Here is an 18,427-nt window from a genome sequence, read left to right as displayed (position 1 = left end):
CCTGCGGTAGCGCAACGACGGTGTAGCCGACGTGACGCCGAGCTGCAGCCAGCGGCGGACCGTGAGCTAATCCGATATGCGGTGCCGGCCAGAACCATTGGCCGGCAGTGTATCCCGACGATGCTCAGTCATTCTGTCCCAGCCTGTGTTTCGTGCTCCCAGCGGACGGCTCACACCGCCGTGGGCAGGGCGACCAACGGAACCACTGTGTACCCGAGATCCTTGAAGATTCCGAGTTCCAGCGGGGTCAGTGTTCTGACACCCGGACCGCCGCTCAGCTTCGGACTCATCAGGAAGTTGCCGAAGGTCTGCAAATCCAGGTGGGTGAGGGAACTGCCGGGCTCCAACGGATTTGGCGTGTAGATGCGGACCAGCTGCCCCCCGTTGGCGGCGACAGCATTCGCGCCACCGAAGAACAGACCGTTATTGCTGCCGAGAACGTTGGGGGTATACGCCGTGTTGAGCGTGTAGTCGTCGTTGACCAGTCGGTTCCCGCCGTCGGTCATGATGAAGCGAGCGAAAACGTGCCACCGTCCATTTACACCACTGCCGAAGTTGAAGCCGAAGGAATGCAACAACTCGTGCATGATCGTGGTCGTGAAGTCGAGTTGGTTGGCGGGAACGTCATCGCCGAATGCCAGTGGCTTCGCGAAGTTCACGTTGATGTAGCCGTCGGCCTCTTGGCCGTTGAGGTCCTCACCGGTGATGATCTCGTGCTGGATTCGCGTGTACCAGAATCCGCTCTGCTCATTGGTCAGCAAGCCGTACGCGTTGGCGATCGTGCCGACGTTCTCGTCCTCGAAACCCGTTACGTCATAGGTCAAGACCACCGGCTTGACGACTCGGAAGTGCTCGATTAGCAGGTCCGCAGCACGGTGAAGCGCACCCCTGCTCTCGTCGGACCAATAGTCGCGGCCCGCCGTGTAGTTGAAGTCGAACCTGACGGCACCCTGGTTGATCAGTGAGGTGGCCAGTCCGCTGGCGATCGGGCGCAGCGGCTGTAGAAGATTCATGTGCAGGCCGACGTCGATGGCGACGACATGAAAGGTGTCCACGCCGTCGAAGTCATCGCCGGGCACATAGGTGTAGGTGCCGTCGGCGCCGAGTTTCACACTGCCGGTCTTCGGGCCTCTGGTCATGATGTAGATGAGACGGTCGCCGTCTGGATCGATCGCACCGACGGTGCCGGTGATCGGCCCGCTGATCACTCCCGTGACCTGGATCGGTGCCACGGTCGGCGCCTGGTTGAAGAAGGTGCGGCGCATCGCCAGGAACGATGCCGTCAGCCGCTCTTTACGCTGGTCCGACACGTCGAGCGAATCGACCCAGGTCTGGTGCCGATCAGTCCAGTTCTGAAGAATCTCAGCTACTGCCTCCTGATATGGGCTCTGCTGTGATTCGTACGGCGGCATCGACGCTGTCGCGCCTGTTGCCGGCGCTGCCAAAGTCGCTGGCGGCCCGTCGAAGTCGACGCCCGCCTCATCGTCGGCGACTTCCACCAGATTCGAGACTGCGTCGGAGTCGTTGGCATCGGCTGCGATTTCGTCGGCTCGGTCGTCGTCGACGGCCGCATCGTCATCCGATCGGTCGTCGGTCCCGTCGCCGGTTTCGTCGTCGGTCTCGTCGCCGTCCGAGTCGGCATCCGAGCCGGTCTCTCCGTCCGATACGTCGGCGTCGGCCGCTTTGGTGGCCTTCGTCGACTTGGCGCGCTGGGTGGAGCCCGAAGAGTCCGAAGAATCAGAAGAGTCCGAGGAGCCGGCGGATGCCGAGGACTCGGTACCGGTATCGGCCGTTGCCGTCGCCGCGTCCGGGCCGACCAGGCTGAAGCCCAGCAAGGCAGCACCCATACCGGCAGAGGCCAATCCCAGCTTTAGCCATTGTCGGACCGGGAAGTCGTCGGACCGACGATGGCGCCCAACCCTGCGCTCGGTCAACGATTTTCTGACATCATCGGACATAATTTCCCCCACCGTTAGTTGCCTGAGGGAATTTATAGCGCATGGCGTTCGGGTTTGCTGGCAAAACTTTTGCACTTGTTGACACGTAGCACTGAGCCGGCGACCGAACTCCGTTGACTTTTGTTAACCCGCTGCTTGCCTGCTGCTAGCCCGGCTACCGTAACTTTCCGCGAGTCTCGGCCGTCCAGCCCACGGCCGGAGTTCACGCCGGAAGGAATCAGTCGTCATGGCGCTTGTGCCGCTCAATCTCCTTGTCAGCCACGACGGAAAGTCGAAGCGACAGCACGTCACCTGCGTGCACAAGTGCGGCAACGCATGCTCCAAGCCAGCCCCGAACAAGAGCGACAACGAATACTTCGGCGATATCGCCAAGGCAGTCTCGAGGCGCTCCATTCTGCAGGCCGGCGGTGTTGCCGTCCTCGCCGTCGGTGCCGGTTCCGCGCTCGCCGCGTGTTCGAACAACTCCGAGCCTGCGCCGACCACCGCCTCCTCCTCACCCGCAGCCGCCGAGCCGCCTGCCGGCATGAACTTCCCGTCGGTCGCCCCCAACAGCGACGACGCCGTCGTCGTCGCCGACGGTTACGAGCAGGGCGTCGTGATCAGCTGGGGTGACCCCATCCTGCCAGGCGCGCCTGAGTTCGACGTCACCAAGCAGACCGGCGCCTCGCAGCGCGGCCAGTTCGGCTTCAACAACGACTTCGCCGGACTCCTGGCCATCGAGGGCCAGGACGGCCACTTCTTGTTGGTGACCAATTTCGAGTACGCGACACCGCAGTTCATGTTCCCCGGCTACAACGCCGACGCCCCCACCCGCGATCAGTTCGATGTCGAGATCGCCGCGATGGGCATGGGCGTCGTCGAGGTCGAACGCACCCCGGAGGGCGGCCTGCGGCCGGTGATGGGACGGTACAACCGCCGCGTCACCGCCGACACCCCGTTCACGCTTACCGGCCCTGCTGCGGGCACCGACTTCGTCAAGACAGCGGCCGACCCGGCCGGCCGCACCGTCCTGGGCACCATCGCCAACTGCGCGGGCGGTGTAACACCCTGGGGGACAGTTCTTTCCGGCGAAGAGAACTTTCACACCTACTTTGGGGCTCCCGAGGGCTCGCCGCCTCCCGGCCCGGTCGATGCCGACCGTCACGACCGCTACGGCGTTGCGCTGGAGCCATCCGAACTCAAGTGGGAGACCTTCGATCCCCGTTTCGACCTGGCCCGCTCACCCAACGAAGTGAACCGCTTCGGCTACGTGGTGGAGCTGAACCCGTGGGATCCGACGTCGACTCCCGTCAAGCACTCGGCCATGGGCCGGTTCAAACACGAAGGCGCCAACATCCACGTCACCGATGACGGAACCGTCGTGGCCTACTCCGGTGACGACGAACGCTTCGACTACATGTACAAGTTCGTCTCCACCCGGAAGATCCAGCCGGGCACCGGGCCCGAGGCCATGGCCAACAACCTCGCCATCCTCGACGAGGGCACGCTCTACGTTGCCAAGCTGTCCAGCGACACCCCGGCTAACGAGATCGACGGCTCGGGCAAGCTGCCCGCCAAAGGATCGTTCGCCGGGTCCGGCACCTGGCTTCCGCTGCTCAGGTCCGGCCCGAACGGACAGGCGGAGTCACTGGTCGACGGCATCACCGCCCCGGAGGTCGCCGTGTTCACCCGCATGGCCGCCGACAAGGCCGGCGCCACCAAGATGGACCGGCCCGAGGACTTCGAAGCCAACCCCAAGACGGGCAAAGTCTATGTGGCGCTGACCAACAACAGCGAGCGCGGCGCGGCCGGGGAGGCACCTGCCGATGCGCCAAACCCCCGTAACGACAACAAGAGTGGGCAGATCCTGGAGATCACCGACAACCACACCGGCACCGACTTCACCTGGGAGCTATTGCTGGTGTGCGGCGACCCCGCGGCCGCCGACACCTACTACGGCGGCTTCGACAAGACCAAGGTGAGCCCGATCTCCTGCCCGGACAACCTCGCGTTCGACAGCCACGGCAATCTGTGGATCTCGACCGACGGCAATGCGCTCGATTCGAACGACGGCCTGTTCGCCGTCGCGCTGGAGGGGCCCAACCGCGGGGAGACCAAGCAGTTCCTGACGGTGCCGATCGGTGCGGAGACGTGCGGTCCCGTGGTGACCGACGACATCGTCACCGTGTGTGTTCAGCACCCCGGTGAGAACGACGAGAACAGCATCGACGACCCCCAGTCGCGGTGGCCCGAAGGCGGCAACGGCACCGCGCGGCCGTCAGTGGTCGCGGTGTGGAAGAGCGGCGGCCAGATCGGCGTGTAACCTCGCCGAGCAGACGCAAACTCGCACTATTACGGGCCGATCCACGCGAGTTTGTGTCTGCTCGCGGAGGGATACGTTAGATCCATGACTTCTCCCGTCCGTATCGGCGTTCAACTCCAACCGCAGCACTCGCCGCGCTACGACCTCATGCGCGACGCCGTGCGCCGCTGCGAGGACATCGGCGTCGACGTGGTCTTCAACTGGGACCACTTCTTCCCGCTGTACGGGGATCCCGACGGTGCGCACTTCGAGTGCTGGACGATGCTGGGCGCGTGGGCCGAGCAGACGTCACGCGTCGAGATCGGCGCGCTGGTCACCTGCAACTCCTACCGCAACCCCGAGCTGCTCGCCGACATGGCCCGCACGGTCGACCACATCTCCGAGGGTCGGCTGATCCTCGGCATCGGATCGGGCTGGAAGCAGAAGGATTACGACGAATACGGCTACGAGTTCGGCACCGCGGGAAGCCGGCTCGACGACCTCGCGGCCGCGCTTCCCCGCATCGAATCCAGGTTCGCGAAGCTGAACCCACAGCCGGTACGCGACATCCCCGTGCTGATCGGCGGAGGCGGGGAAAAGAAGACCCTGCGCCTCGTCGCCGAGCACGCCCACATCTGGCACTCCTTCTCCGACACCGAGAGCTACCCGCGCAAGTCCGACATCCTCGCCCGACACTGCGCCGACGTGGGCCGCGATCCGGCGACGATCGAACGTTCGGCGGAGGCCAAGGGCCGCGACGAGAACGCACTCGTCGAGAACGCCGGCGCCCTGACCGCGCTGGGCATCTCGATGCTGACGGTCGGCGTGAACGGACCCGACTATGACCTGTCCCAGGCCGAGGCACTGTGCCGCTGGCGGGACCGCCGGGCTGCAAACGGTTGATGCTGCAGAACCGCCCTGCGGGCGGCGCCGCGCGTGAGACACTGTCGCGGCCATGCCCAAGAAATACGGGGTGAAAGAGAAAGACCTCGTGGTCACTCACGTGGTCAACATGGTGCTGACCGGGAAGCTCCGCTCGGGAGATCGATTGGACCGCAACGAGATTGCCCACGATCTCGGTCTCAGTCGCGTCCCGATTCAGGAGGCGGTGGTCCAACTGGAACACGACGGCATCTTGTCCACGCGCTACCACCGTGGGGCCTACGTCGAACGATTCGACGAGTCGACCGTGCGGGAACACCATGAGCTCTACGGCCTTGTCAGCGGCATCGCGGCCGGGCGCGCCGCCGACGCCGCGGACCCGACCATCGTCGCCGAGCTCGCCCACGAGGTCGGGCAGATGTTCGACGCTCGCGACGCCCGCCAATTCGGGGCCCATGCCAAACGGTTCCGCGCCGTCATCAACAGCGAGTACGCGGGTCCCCGCCTGCAGGCCGCCATCGACTCGTCACAGGCCTTCATCCCTGCATCGTTCTGGGAGTCGAATACGCAGCATCGTGAACAGCTGCTGCCCTCCTATGAAGCCGAACTCGCCGCGATCCGCGACCGGGACCGGGATGGAGCACGCGGGGCATGTGCCGAGCGCGCGGACGTCATGGCCAGGACGCTTCTGAGCGAGCTGATACGACGCGGCGTGCTGTGCCCCTCGGGTCGGCCCGCTACGTTGCTTTGAATGACGTGCTTGCGGGTACTGCGCCACTTCGTGAAGATCCTCGTGATCGCCCTGGTGATGGGATTAGTCGTCACGATGGGCCTCGCCGCACCGGCGGGTGCGCAGGTCGACCAGTGTTCGCCGCCCGGAGTCGAGAGTGCCAGCGCGCTGCCGACGAACCTGGCCGCCGCGGCAACCGGTCCGGCCGCCGACAAGTACACCACCGCCACTGTCGAACCCCTCGACTCGATCGACGTGAACGCGCTGGGACTGAGCCAGCCCGGCACACTGACCGTCGGCACGCTCTCCGACGCGCCGCCGAGCATCTGCATCGACTCGGCCGGCCAGTTCACCGGCTTCGACAACGAGTTGCTACGGGCCGTCGCTGACAAGCTCGGCCTTCGCATCAATTTCGTCGGCACCGAATTCTCCGGTCTGCTGGCACAGGTGGCGGCACGCCGGTTCGACGTCGGCTCCTCGTCGATCACCACCACCGACGCCCGACGTCGCACGGTGGGCTTCACCAACGGCTACGACTTCGGCTACTTCTCGCTCGTGGTTCCGACCGGGTCGCCGATCACCGGCTTCGACCAACTCACCGCGGGCCAGCGGATCGGGGTGGTGCAGGGCACGGTCCAAGAGGCCTACGTCATCGACACCTTGAAGTTGCAGCCGGTGAAGTTTCCCGACTACAACACCGTGTACGCGAGCCTGAAGACCGGCCAGCTCGACGCCTGGGTGGCGCCGTCACAGCAGGCACAGGGGACTGTGCAACCCGGCGACCCCGCCCAGATCATCGAAAACACCTTCAGCTTGGACAATTTCATCGCCTGGGCGGTCGCCAATGACAACCCCGCGCTGATCGACGCCTTGAACTCCGGGCTCGACGCAATCATCGCGGACGGTACCTGGGCGCGGCTGTACACCGACTGGGTGCCTCGCGCCCTCCCGCCCGGCTGGAAGCCGGGCTCCAAGGCCGCGCCGGAACCGCAGCTGCCTGATTTCTCGGCGATCGCAGCGCAGAACGAAGAGTCCGGCACGCCCGCGGCACCCGTGCAGCCGAAATCGACGCTCTCGCAACTGGCCTCGGCATTCCTGGACTGGGACCTCTACCGGCAGGCCATCCCGGATCTGTTCACGACGGGTCTGCCCAATACTTTGATCCTGACGGTCGCGGCCAGCGTCATCGGACTTATTCTCGGGATGGCCCTTGCGGTCGCCGGCATTTCGCGATCCCGCTGGTTGCGGTGGCCCGCCCGGGTCTACACCGATATCTTCCGCGGGCTGCCCGAGGTCGTGATCATCCTGCTGATCGGCCTCGGTGTCGGACCTGTGGTCGGTCACCTGACAGGGAACAGTCCGTACCCGCTCGGGATCGCCGCCCTGGGCCTGATGGCAGCCGCCTACATCGGGGAGATCTTCCGGTCCGGCATTCAGAGCGTGGATCCCGGCCAACTGGAAGCTTCACGCGCGCTGGGATTCAGCTACCCGACCTCAATGCGGCTCGTCGTGGTCCCGCAGGGTGTCCGGCGGGTGCTGCCTGCACTGATGAACCAGTTCATCTCGCTGCTGAAAGCGTCGTCGCTGGTGTACTTCCTCGGGCTGGTGGCCGACCAGCGCGAGCTGTTCCAGGTGGGCCGGGATCTCAACGCACAGACAGGCAATCTGTCACCGCTGGTGGCTGCGGGCCTGTTCTACCTTGCGCTGACCATCCCCCTGACGCATCTGGTGAACTACATCGACGCCCGGTTGCGCAGGGGGCGCCGGCCCGACGATGAGGATCCGTTGGTGCTCTCGACTTCTCAGGAGATGAACTGATGGCCACCGCGGTGTCATTGACTGCCAAAGACATTCACCTATCGTTCGGCAAGAGCGCGGTGCTGCGTGGTGTCGATCTCGATGTCGCAGCCGGGTCCAGCACGGCTGTGATCGGCCCGTCCGGATCCGGCAAGTCCACCCTGCTGCGCACGCTGAACCGGCTGTATGAGCCCGACCGCGGCGACATCCTCCTCGACGGTCGGTCCGTTCTCGGCGATAACCCCGATCAGTTACGACAGCGAATCGGCATGGTATTCCAGCACTTTCAGCTCTTCCCGCACCGGTCCGTGCTCGACAACGTCACCCTCGCCCCGCGCCGCCTCAAGAAGCTCAGCGCCGAGGAAGCCCGCGAACTGGGCTTGGCGCAACTCGATCGGGTCGGTCTAAGGCATAAGGCAGAGGTCCGTCCCGCGACGCTGTCCGGCGGCCAACAGCAGCGGGTCGCAATAGCCCGTGCGCTGGCCATGGCACCTCAGGTCATGTTTTTCGACGAGGCCACCTCTGCGCTGGACCCCGAACTCGTCAAAGGGGTGCTCGCGCTGATCGCCGACCTCGCCTCGGACGGGATGACGATGGTGGTGGTCACCCATGAGATGGGGTTCGCCCGGTCGACGGCCGACACGGTGGTGTTCATGGACCACGGCCGGGTCGTCGAAACCGGACCGCCCGACCAGCTATTCGAATCCGCGGAGACCGAGCGCCTACGTCGCTTCCTGGCCCAGGTGCTCTAGACCATCGCGGTGACACGATTTCCCTGAAATCGGCGCTACACCGCAACTTGACATCCTCCGACAGGTTAGGCTGTCTGAATTATGGTGGCCACCGACGCACGGGTCAGCGAACTTGCTGGCGAACTGCAGCGCGTGCTGTCCAAGGTGCTGTCGGTGATGCGACACACCGGACGGACCGCGACGTCGGGCGACCTCACGCTCGCCCAGCTGTCCATTCTTCTCACCCTGTTCGACCAGGGGCCGATGCGGATGACCGAACTCGCCGCCCACGAACGGGTTCGCACACCGACGACCACGGTGGCGATTCGCCGGCTGGAGAAGCTCGGTCTGGTCAAACGTGACCGCGATCCGTCCGATCTGCGCGCCGTCCTGGTCGACATCACCCCGCAGGGTCTCGCGCAGCATCGGGAGGCGTTGGCGTCCAGGCAGGCTCACCTGGCCGCGTTGCTGAGCAAGCTCAGCGAGGAAGAGCTCGACGCGCTCACCAAGGCGCTGGCACCGCTCGAGCGCATCGCCGAATAGCGCTCAGCCCAACCAGTCCAACACCGCTGCCGCGGTCCAGGATTGCTGCATACTGCCCAACGGCTCCCCGGTGAACGGTTCGTAGTACTCGGCGAAGGTGCCGTCGCTGGCCTGGCGCAGTCCCTCCCGGCGCAGCGTCGAAGAACGTTCGGCCCATCCCCGGCGTGCAAAACACCACGAGAACAACCACGTCATCACCGGCCACACCGGGCCCCGCCAGTACTCGCGCGGCCGGAAGTCCCGCGACACCGGTGAAGTCGACGGGATGAGGGCATACGCGAGATCCGGGTGACCGCAGAACCGTGGCCCCTCCAGCAAACGCAGGAGCGCCCGCTCCTGTTCGTGCGGCAGACCCCCGCAGAGCAGCGGCGCGAACTGTGCGGCCGTCTCAGCGGTGATCCATCTCTCCGCGCGCAGATCGTAATCCTTTGCAGCACCCGTTCTTTCGTCTGTCGTCGCAATGACGCCCGAACGGAACCGGTCGGCCCACGCGTACAGGTCCTTCACATCCGCGCGCGGGCGTTTGTGATCCTCGCCGATCTCGGCGAGCACCTGGCACGCCACTGAGAAGATCGCCGAGACGAACACATCCTCGACGGCGAAACTCAGGGTTTTGGCGAGCAACTCGTCGTCGTAGCGCGCGGTCTTCATCTCCTCGAGCAACCACAGGTAGCGGTCGTACTCCATGTCGGAGGGACGCTGGCTCGCGTCGGTGTTGATCTTGTTGTCCTCACGCTGATACTCCGGAACATCGCCGGGAATCACGTTGGCGTAGGCGCTGTCCCAGCGCGGGGAATTGTCCATCCCGGATTCCCAGCCGTGGTAGATCGTCACCCGGCCGTGGCCGTTAGGGTCCCGCCACTCGGCCAGCCAGCGGTGCCACCGCACCAGATCACCCCAGCGCCGGTCCAGGAACGCCTCGGCGACCGCTCGCGTCGAGCGACCCCGGGTCCGGGCCCGGTCCAGGATCCGCTGCACCGCGATGGCGTGCACGGGCGGTTGCGTGATGCCCGAGGTGTGCCGGGAGCGGGGCGCGTCAGCCGACAATGCCGAACAGGCCCATCGGGCAGGGCCGGGGAAGTAGCCGTCCACCCCGTTGGCGAACACGATGTGCGGGATCATGCCGTTGCGCCACTGCGCGGACAGCAGCGTGTCCAGCTCGACGACGGCGCGCTCCACCGACAGCGGCGCCAGCCCGATGGCAACAAATGCTGCGTCCCAACTCCACATGTGCGGGTACAGCAGCGGCGCCGCGGTCGTCATCACGCCGAGGTCGTTACCGCGCAACAGGTAGGCGGCGCGGGCCGCCAGTTGGGTGGGGGCGAAACTCGGATCGTGCGGCATCGTCTTCCAATGATGCGACGACTTTGCCCAATATGCAGGACGGTAGGGTTTCTGGTGTGCCGACCGCCATGATCACCGGGGCCTCCGGCGGTCTCGGATCCGCGCTCGCCGACGTGTTGGCCCCGACACACACGCTTTTCCTCGCCGGACGCCCGTCGCCGCGCCTGGATGCCGTCGCCGAACGTCTGGGTGCCACCACCTGGCCCCTCGACCTCGCCGACCCGGACTCGTTCCCGGCCGTCGTCGAACCGATCGTCGAACTGGACGTGCTGATCCACAACGCCGGCGTGGCCTATCCGGGCCGGGTCGCGGAATCCAGTGTCGACGAATGGCGCTCCACGATGGCCGTCAACGTCGTCGGCGCCGTCGCCCTGACGCTGGAATTGCTGCCCGCGCTGCGCAGCGCAGCGGGCCACGTGGTGTTCATCAACTCGGGGGCGGGCATCAACGCCTCGCCCGGGCTGGCGTCGTACACCGCCAGCAAGTTCGCGTTGCGAGGCTTCGCCGACTCGCTGCGCGCCGACGAACCCTCGCTCAGGGTCACCTCGGTGCACCCGGGCCGCATCGCGACAGCGATGCAGGAGGAACTGGTTGCCTACGAGGGCCGCGCCTATCACCCCGACGAGTTCCTCAGCCCGCAGACCGTCGCGCAGGTGACGGCGGACGCGATCAATGCACCCCGCGACGCGCACATCCGAGAAGTGGTCGTCCGACCCCGCTAGTGGGAATTTCGGCGTGCACAGTCGCGCTGAGCGCAACTGGTCACGCCGAAACCGCCGATCGGATCGTGGCGAGCACCCGCTCCGGATACTCGACGAGGTCCAGCCACGTGAACCTCAATACTTGCCAACCGCGGAGAGCGATGCTGTTCTGGCGAAGACGATCCCTGTGAAATGCCTCCGCGTCGCTGTGAAATGCGAACCCGTCGACCTCGATAGCCACGTGCTCAACCAAGAAGGCGACGTCGACCAGGTATCCGTTAACGGGGTGATTGGTGACCCAGCCGGTAATGCCGCCATTTCGAAGAATTCTCAACAGCATCCGTTCCGCCTCTGACCGCGCCCCGTCGTCGGCGGCTTGCAGCAGTCGGCGCGCAGCCGGCGACCCGTAGCGCCCCTTGTTCCGGAGATGGGCTTTCCACAGATCCGGAAGCCGGGCGTCCCGCTGCAGCGCAGCGTCGAGCAGCTTTGCCCCGCCTCGGTACCGCACCGAGGCCTCGACCACCGTGAGCGGCTTAGCGGTGACGAGCAACCCACGCACCTCCTCGATATCGGCCCCGTCGAGGTCTCGTCGCCGGACGATAGATCCGTCGTGCCGTCGTCCATTGCCGTCCCGTGGCACGGTGACTTCGACGGCAGCGGGCGCGAACTGCGCCAGGCCGTGCCACCACGCGGCCGCGAGCCCACTGGCCACGGCCGATTCGCCGTAACCCCAGACTGCCGAGCGCACACGTGCCGCCTCCGAGAACGGGCGGTCTGCGGCGAAGTAGACGCCCTTGGAACAGCGCTGCCATCGACCCGACGACACACGCCGATTCACCGAGTACTTGCTCAAGCCTGCCGCGCGCGCCTGGGCCAGCGTCACGACGCCGTCATGCCGCTTCAGATATTCGCTCACCACACGCTTAAGACGCCGCTCAGCGGCCCGGCGGTTCCAAACACAGCGGATTGGGCGTGCGCGGTTGCGATGAGCGCAACTGCGCACGCCGAAATCGCTGGGAACTAGACGACGACGTTGACGAGCCGCCCGGCGACGACGATGACCTTCTTCGGTGTCTTCCCGTCCAGAAAGGCGACCACTTTCTCGTCGGCCAGTGCGGCCGACTCCACCGCGTCGGCGGGGGCGTCGGCGGGCACGGTGACGCGACCGCGGACCTTGCCGTTGACCTGCACCGGGTACTCGACCGTATCCTCGACGAGGAACCGTTCGTCGGCGACAGGGAACGGGCCGTGCGCAAGCGACGTTTCGTGGCCCAGCCGTCGCCAGAGTTCCTCGGCAAGGTGCGGCGCCAGCGGGGCGACCATCAGCACGAGCGGCTCCAGGGCTGCCCGAGATGTCACCGACTGCTTGGTCAGGTGGTTGGTGTACTCGATGAGCTTCGCGGCGGCGGTGTTGTTGCGCAGCGCGGCGTAATCCTCGGCGGTGCCGGCGATCGTGCGGTGCAACAGCCGCTGGGTGTCGTCGTCGAGCGGATCATCGGTGACGACCGAGGCGCCCGTGTCCTCCGAGACCACCAGACGCCACACCCGCTGCAGGAACCGGTAGGCGCCGACGACATCCTTTGTCGCCCAGGGCCGTGAAGCCTCGAGCGGTCCCATCGACATCTCATACACACGCAACGTGTCGGCGCCGTAGTTGTCGCAGATCTCGTCCGGCGAGACCGAATTCTTCAGGCTCTTGCCGATCTTGCCGAACTCTTGATTGACCTCGATTTCGCCGGAGGCACCTTCGTAGAAGAACTTGCCGTGGCGCTCGATCACATCGGCCGCGGGCACATACGAGCCGCGGGCATCGGTGTAGGCGAATGCCTGGATGTAGCCCTGGTTCACCAACCGCCGGTACGGCTCGCGCGAGCTGACATGACCGAGATCGAACAGGACCTTGTGCCAAAAACGCGAATACAGCAGATGCAGCACCGCATGCTCGACGCCCCCGACGTACAGGTCGACCCCGCCCGGGTCCTCGACGCCGTGCTCGGCCGGCCGCGGACCCATCCAGTACGCCTCATTCTCCTTGGCGCACATGGCTTCTTCGTTGTACGGATCGGTGTACCGCAGCTCGTACCAGGAGCTGCCGGCCCACTGCGGCATCACGTTCGTGTCGCGGGTGTAGGACTTCACACCGTCGCCGAGGTCCAGTTCCACGTTGACCCAGTCGGTCACCTTGGCCAGCGGCGGCGAGGGTTCGCTGTCGGCGTCCTCGGGATCAAACGACGCCGGCGAATAGTCCGGCACATCGGGCAACTCGACCGGCAGCAGCTCTTCGGGCAGGCCGTGCGCGCGGCCGTCGGCGTCATAGACGATCGGGAACGGTTCACCCCAGTAGCGCTGTCTCGCGAAAAGCCAATCCCTGAGCTTGTATTCGACGCGCTCTTGACCACGCCCATCGGAAACCAGACGGTGGGTCATCGCCGCCTTCGCCGACTCCACGTCCATACCGCCCAGGAATCCCGAGTTGACCAGTGGTCCGTCGCCGGTGAACGCCTCGACGGAGACATCGCCTCCTGCAACGACTTCGACCACGGGGAGCCCGAACTCGGTGGCAAAATCCCAGTCGCGCTGATCGTGTCCGGGCACCGCCATGATGGCGCCTGTGCCGTATCCGGCCAGCACGTAGTCGGCGATGAACACTGGGATCGGTTGACCGTTGGCCGGATTCGTCGCGTAGGACCCCAGGAACACTCCGGTCTTGGACTTGTTCTCCTGCCGCTCCAGATCGGACTTGGCGGCGATTCCCGCCCGGTAGGCGGCCACCGCCTCGTCCGGCGTCGACGCTCCGAACGTCCAACGCTCCTCGGTACCCTCGGGCCACGACGAGGCGACCAGATCGTCCACCAAGTCGTGCTCGGGCGCCAGCACCATGTACGTCGCGCCGAACAGCGTGTCGGGTCGCGTCGTGAACACCTCGATGTCACCGGCGTCAGTGCCGAAGAGTACTGAAGCACCAACGGAGCGGCCGATCCAATTGCGCTGCATCGCCTTGACCTTGTCCGGCCAGTCCAGCACCGCGAGATCGTCCAGCAGCCGGTCGGAGTAGGCCGTAATCCGCATCATCCACTGCCGCAAACGCTTCCGGAAGACGGGAAAGTTGCCGCGCTCGCTGCGGCCATCGGCGGTCACTTCTTCATTGGCGAGCACCGTGCCCAGCCCGGGGCACCAGTTCACCACCGAATCAGCCAGGTACACCAGGCGATGGGAGTCGATGACATCGGCGCGGGCGGCCGCATCGAGATCCGCCCACGCCCGTCCGTCCTCGAGGGAGCGCGCGCCGGAGTCGAACTCTGCGATCAGATCCGCGATCGGACGCGCCTTGTTGACCGACGTGTCGAACCAGGAGTTGAAGATCTGCAAAAAGATCCACTGCGTCCACTTGTAATACGTGACGTCGGTGGTCGAAAAGCTGCGGCGGGAATCGTGGCCCAGCCCCAGCCGGCCCAGCTGCCGCCTGAAATTGACGATGTTGGCCTCGGTCCTGGTGCGCGGGTGCGTGCCCGTCTGGATCGCATACTGCTCGGCGGGAAGACCGAACGCGTCGAAACCCAACGCGTGCAACACGTTTCTGCCGATCATGCGGTAATACCGGGCATACACGTCGGTGGCGATGTAACCCAATGGATGCCCGACGTGCAGGCCCTCACCCGATGGGTACGGAAACATGTCCTGGACGAACATCTTGTCGGCGGGCACCGAACCACCGTCGGCCGGCGCAAGCGACCCCACCGGGTTGGCAACGTCGAACGTTCCGGACTCGGTCCACCGCTGCTGCCACGCACGTTCGATCTCACCGGCGAGTTCCGCGGTGTAGCGGTGCCGCGGCGTGTCGTCGCCGGCCGAGCGCTCGCGTGAGGACTCTGATCCAGCTGCAGTCGGCGTTTCAGTCACCCCACCAGGGTATAAGCATCCCGCTCGCCGATTTTCCGGCCACGGGTTAGATCTCGGTTCCGTTGCGGATGCATCAGGGGTTGATTCCAGGTCGGTTCCGGGGGTGGTGACGCCGCGACGGCCGTGGATACATTTCTCGCCTGACAGCTCCCATCGAGGAAGGACAGCACTCGGATGAGCGAAATCGCCCGCCACTGGCGGGTTCTGGCAGGAGGCATCGGGGCGTGTGCCGCCGGTGTCGCCGGTGTGTTGGGCGTCACCTCCACGGCGTCCGCGCAGCCCACGATTCCGCAGCCGACGGTCCCCATCCCCGCCACCGTGACGCAGACGGTCACCGTCGCCCCGAATGCTGCAGCGACAGTCCCCGCCGCCGCCACGCCCGCCGTCCCGGTCGTGCCACCGCGCCCCGTATCGACCATCACGCCTGCCACGTCGGGAACCCTCGCGGAATTCTTCGCCTCCAAGGGTGTCGCGATGGAACCCCAGTCCAGCCGAGACTTCCGCGCGCTCAACATCGTGCTACCGAAGCCGCGCGGCTGGGAGCACATCCCGGATCCCAACGTTCCGGACGCGTTCGCCGTCCTGGCCGACCGTGTCGGCGGCAACGGACTGTACTCGTCGAACGCCCAGGTCACCGTGTACAAGCTGGTGGGCCAGTTCGACCCGAAGGAAGCCATCAGCCACGGCTTCGTCGACAGCCAGAAGCTGCCGGCTTGGCGCTCCACCGACGCATCGCTCGCCGATTTCGGGGGGATGCCGTCCTCGGTCATCGAAGGCACCTATCGCGAGAACAACATGACGCTGAACACGTCGCGCCGGCACGTCATCGCCACCGCCGGCCCGGACAGCTACCTCGTGTCGCTCTCGGTGACCACCAGCGTTGATCAGGTCGTCGCGGCCGCGAACGCCACCGAGGCGATCGTCAACGGCTTCAAGGTGAGCGTGCCAGGACCCCCGGCCCCGGTCATGCCCCTTCCCGGCACCACGGCGCTGCCGCAGCCCGCCGCGGCGCCGCCCCAAGCCCCCAACGTCCCCGCAGTGGCTTCCCCGCCACAGCTGTTGGGACTGCAGGGATAACGACGTCGTCCCCCGGGCGAAGCCTGGCGCCCGGGGGACGGCGGCCCAATCAGAACCCCGTATTCTGAGGCTCATGCTGGTCGCCGCCGTGTTGAGTCTGTGCGCGGCCGTCGTGACCGCGGCGCTGGGCATGTGGTCGCTGACGCGCCGCCCCTCGACCGATTTCGTGCAGCAGGTGCTGCGCGCCGTGGCGCCGACCCAACTTGCGGCAGCTCTGATGCTCGGGGCGGGCGGGGTGGTCGCCCTGACGGTGCCACCGTCGACCGGGCTGGTGATCCTTGTCGTGTGCATTGCCGGCGCGCTCGGCACCGTCGCCGCCGGCTGCTGGCAGAGCGCCAAGGCCGTCACCCGCGAGAACGCACGGCAGGCAGCGCCTGCGGCGGCCGGTGTCTGCGGCAGCGCGTGCGGTTCGTGCACGCTGTCGTGCGGGAGCTAGTTGCGGCTCAGGTCGATCGGGTGGGTGGCCATCAGCGACAACGGCATAGGCTGCCGCCGCAGTATTCTGGCCCACAGGTCCACCCGCGGTTCCACCAGAACATCAGAAGGCAACGCGGACAACACAATCCAGTCATCCCGCTCGATCTCACCCTCGAGCTGACCGATCGTCCAGCCGGAGTACCCGGCGAAGATGCGCACCCCTTCGACCAGCGGCGCCAGCGAGTCGGGTTCGGCGTCCAGGTCCACCATCACCACGCGGCCCTGCACATGGCGTAGGCCCCTCACGCCGGACGGGTCGGCCCCGGCCCGAAGCGTCGCCAGACACAGTGCGGCGTCCCGCTTCACCGGACCGCCGATGAACATCGTCTTGGGTTTCGTCGCCAGCTTCGTCCACTGCGGAAGCACGTTGTAGACGGCTGTCTCGCTCGGCCGGTTCAGGACCACGCCGAGCGTGCCTCCGTCGTTGTGCTCGACCACGTAGATGACGCTGCGGCGGAAGGTGGGCTCCAGCAGGTCGGTGTTGGCCAGGAGCAGTGTGCCGGCGCGCACCCGGGGAGCCACGGGCGCGACTCTGTCCTGATAATCCTCGGGATCGTCTGGCTGCGCCATCCGACCATCATGTCACCACGGGCAGCATGATCGTGGCGAACAAGCGGGGCGCCTCGCGATATTTGTACTGTGGTGCGGGTCGCGACGGCGCCGTGTTCAGCGTTCGCGCGACGAGCCCCCGCCCCACCCTTGCCAACAGGACGTGACAGCCGTGCCCGACAAACGCGCTCCCCGCACGTTGTGGCGGTCGGTGCGCGCGCTGCCCCAGTTTCGCAGACTGCTGGAACTGCGTGCGGTCAGCCAGTTCGGCGACGGTCTGTTCCAGGCGGGGATCGCCGGGGCCATCCTGTTCAACCCCGAACGTGAAGCCGAGCCGTGGGCGATCGCGGCCGCGTTCGCGGTGCTGTTCCTGCCGTATTCGCTTCTTGGGCCTTTTGCGGGCGCGTTGTTGGACCGGTGGGACCGCAGGCTGGTCCTCGTGGCCGCCAACACCGGCCGCCTCGCGGTGATCGTCGGGGTCGGGGCGCTGCTGGCCGCGGGCGTCAGTGACGTTCCGGTTTTGTTGAGTGCTTTGCTCGTCAACGGTTTCACGCGGTTCGTGTCCTCCGGCTTGTCCGCGGCTCTGCCACATGTGGTGCCGCGCGCGCAGGTGATCACGATGAACTCCGTCGCCACCGCCACCGGTTCGGTGGCGGCATTCGCGGGTGCGATCTTCATGCTGCTGCCCCGCTGGCAGTTCGGTGCCGGGGACTCCGGCTCGTCGATTGTCATCTTTCTCGTCACCGTGCCGGTGGCGCTGGCGCTGTGGCTGGCCAAGAGGTTCCCCCCGCGTCTGTTGGGCCCCGACGACAGCGCCCGCGCGGTGCACGGATCGGTCGTCTACGCGGTGGCTACGGGGTGGCTGCACGGTGCGCGCACGGTGCTCGCCGTCCCGACGGTGTCGGCCACTCTCGCGGGGCTGGCCGCTCACCGCATGGTGTTCGGGATCAACACGCTGCTGGTACTTGTGATGGTGCGCCATACCGACGCCGCGACCGTCGCCGGTTTCGGCACGACGGTGCTGTTCGTCACCGCCGGAGGTGCGGGGCAGTTCCTCTCGACCGCGCTGACCCCGGCACTGGTGAAGAAGTGGGGCCGCTACGTCACGCCCAACGGTGCGCTCGCCTTCGCCGCGGTGGTGCAGCTGGCCGGTGCGACGCTGCAACTGCCCGTCATGATCGTGTGCGGCTTCCTGCTTGCCGCCGCGGGCCAGGTCGTGAAGCTCTGTGCGGACACGGCGATGCAGATCGACGTGGACGACGCACTGCGCGGCCACCTGTTCGCGGTGCAGGATTCCCTGTTCTGGGTGGCGTTCATCGTCGCGATCTCCGGCGCCGCGTTCGTCATCCCGCCCGACGGGCACTCAGCGGCGCTCGCTCTCCTCGGCAGCGCCCTCTATCTCGTCGGCCTGGCTGTGCACGCGACCGTGGCACGGCGCCGCCGGCGCCGCGGCTAGG

General features: G+C 66.2%; 15 protein-coding genes. 10 read left to right on the top strand and 5 right to left on the bottom strand.

The features are described 5' to 3' along the window. Window positions 1-170 precede the first annotated feature (170 nt). A complete protein-coding gene (locus tag AWC12_RS11495; RefSeq protein ID WP_051226434.1) occupies window positions 171-1,847 on the bottom strand; it encodes an Ig-like domain-containing protein in 1,677 nt (558 codons plus the stop codon). A 337-nt stretch (window positions 1,848-2,184) separates the two neighbouring features. Between AWC12_RS11495 and AWC12_RS11490 the strand changes: the two genes are divergently transcribed. The 6 genes from AWC12_RS11490 to AWC12_RS11465 all read left to right on the top strand — a co-directional run bounded on the left by AWC12_RS11490 (window position 2,185) and on the right by AWC12_RS11465 (window position 8,922). Continuing rightward, on the top strand, window positions 2,185-4,260 hold the full coding sequence (locus tag AWC12_RS11490) for a PhoX family protein (protein WP_085174365.1): 2,076 nt from the start codon (window positions 2,185-2,187) through the stop codon (window positions 4,258-4,260). A gap of 84 nt (window positions 4,261-4,344) precedes the next feature. Continuing rightward, on the top strand, window positions 4,345-5,142 hold the full coding sequence (locus AWC12_RS11485; RefSeq protein ID WP_085174363.1) for an LLM class F420-dependent oxidoreductase: 798 nt from the start codon (window positions 4,345-4,347) through the stop codon (window positions 5,140-5,142). A gap of 52 nt (window positions 5,143-5,194) precedes the next feature. Further along, a complete protein-coding gene (locus AWC12_RS11480) occupies window positions 5,195-5,872 on the top strand; it encodes a GntR family transcriptional regulator (RefSeq protein WP_085174361.1) in 678 nt (225 codons plus the stop codon). Then, window positions 5,873-7,669 (top strand): ABC transporter substrate-binding protein/permease, encoded by a 1,797-nt coding sequence (locus tag AWC12_RS11475; protein WP_085174359.1) that lies wholly within the window; start codon window positions 5,873-5,875, stop codon window positions 7,667-7,669. Continuing rightward, a complete protein-coding gene (locus tag AWC12_RS11470; protein ID WP_085174357.1) occupies window positions 7,669-8,400 on the top strand; it encodes an amino acid ABC transporter ATP-binding protein in 732 nt (243 codons plus the stop codon). Before AWC12_RS11475 ends, AWC12_RS11470 begins: the two co-directional genes overlap by 1 nt. 81 nt (window positions 8,401-8,481) lie before the next feature. After that, a complete protein-coding gene (locus tag AWC12_RS11465) occupies window positions 8,482-8,922 on the top strand; it encodes a MarR family winged helix-turn-helix transcriptional regulator (RefSeq protein WP_024444237.1) in 441 nt (146 codons plus the stop codon). 3 nt (window positions 8,923-8,925) lie between these two features. On the opposite strand, the gene ggh is transcribed toward AWC12_RS11465, so the two are convergent. Next, window positions 8,926-10,266, bottom strand: a complete 1,341-nt coding sequence (gene ggh, locus AWC12_RS11460) for a glucosylglycerate hydrolase (RefSeq protein WP_024444238.1) — start codon at window positions 10,264-10,266, stop codon at window positions 8,926-8,928. A gap of 56 nt (window positions 10,267-10,322) precedes the next feature. Between ggh and AWC12_RS11455 the strand changes: the two genes are divergently transcribed. Next, window positions 10,323-10,988, top strand: a complete 666-nt coding sequence (locus AWC12_RS11455; protein WP_024444239.1) for an SDR family oxidoreductase — start codon at window positions 10,323-10,325, stop codon at window positions 10,986-10,988. Window positions 10,989-11,028: 40 nt separating this feature from the next. Here the strand turns inward: AWC12_RS11455 and AWC12_RS11450 are convergent, their stop codons facing one another. Together AWC12_RS11450 and leuS are read right to left on the bottom strand one after the other, a co-directional pair. Then, window positions 11,029-11,886 (bottom strand): PDDEXK-like endonuclease domain-containing protein, encoded by an 858-nt coding sequence (locus AWC12_RS11450; protein ID WP_085174355.1) that lies wholly within the window; start codon window positions 11,884-11,886, stop codon window positions 11,029-11,031. A gap of 101 nt (window positions 11,887-11,987) precedes the next feature. Then, window positions 11,988-14,765 (bottom strand): leucine--tRNA ligase, encoded by a 2,778-nt coding sequence (gene leuS, locus AWC12_RS11445; protein WP_420087707.1) that lies wholly within the window; start codon window positions 14,763-14,765, stop codon window positions 11,988-11,990. 276 nt (window positions 14,766-15,041) lie between these two features. Here leuS and AWC12_RS11440 point away from each other — a divergent pair, with 276 nt between their 5' ends. After that, window positions 15,042-15,944, top strand: coding sequence for an LpqN/LpqT family lipoprotein (locus tag AWC12_RS11440; protein ID WP_085174353.1), 903 nt, complete (start codon window positions 15,042-15,044; stop codon window positions 15,942-15,944). Window positions 15,945-16,017: 73 nt separating this feature from the next. Further along, window positions 16,018-16,380 carry a hypothetical protein gene (locus tag AWC12_RS11435; RefSeq protein ID WP_085174351.1) on the top strand — a complete coding sequence of 121 codons (363 nt, stop codon included), beginning with the start codon at window positions 16,018-16,020 and terminating at the stop codon, window positions 16,378-16,380. Here AWC12_RS11435 and AWC12_RS11430 read toward each other — a convergent pair. Continuing rightward, entirely contained in the window at window positions 16,377-16,991 is a 615-nt protein-coding gene (locus AWC12_RS11430) for a YqgE/AlgH family protein (protein ID WP_024445086.1), read from the bottom strand. The genes AWC12_RS11435 and AWC12_RS11430 overlap by 4 nt on opposite strands. Window positions 16,992-17,142: 151 nt before the next feature. Here AWC12_RS11430 and AWC12_RS11425 point away from each other — a divergent pair, with 151 nt between their 5' ends. Further along, window positions 17,143-18,426, top strand: coding sequence for an MFS transporter (locus AWC12_RS11425; protein ID WP_085174591.1), 1,284 nt, complete (start codon window positions 17,143-17,145; stop codon window positions 18,424-18,426). The last annotated feature ends 1 nt before the right edge of the window (window position 18,427 follow it).

It is taken from the genome of Mycolicibacterium iranicum, from assembly GCF_002101705.1.
Classification (GTDB): Bacteria; Actinomycetota; Actinomycetes; order Mycobacteriales; family Mycobacteriaceae; genus Mycobacterium; species Mycobacterium iranicum.
Note: the sequence above shows the minus strand (reverse complement) of the source record. Positions and strands in the feature narration are given on the sequence as shown.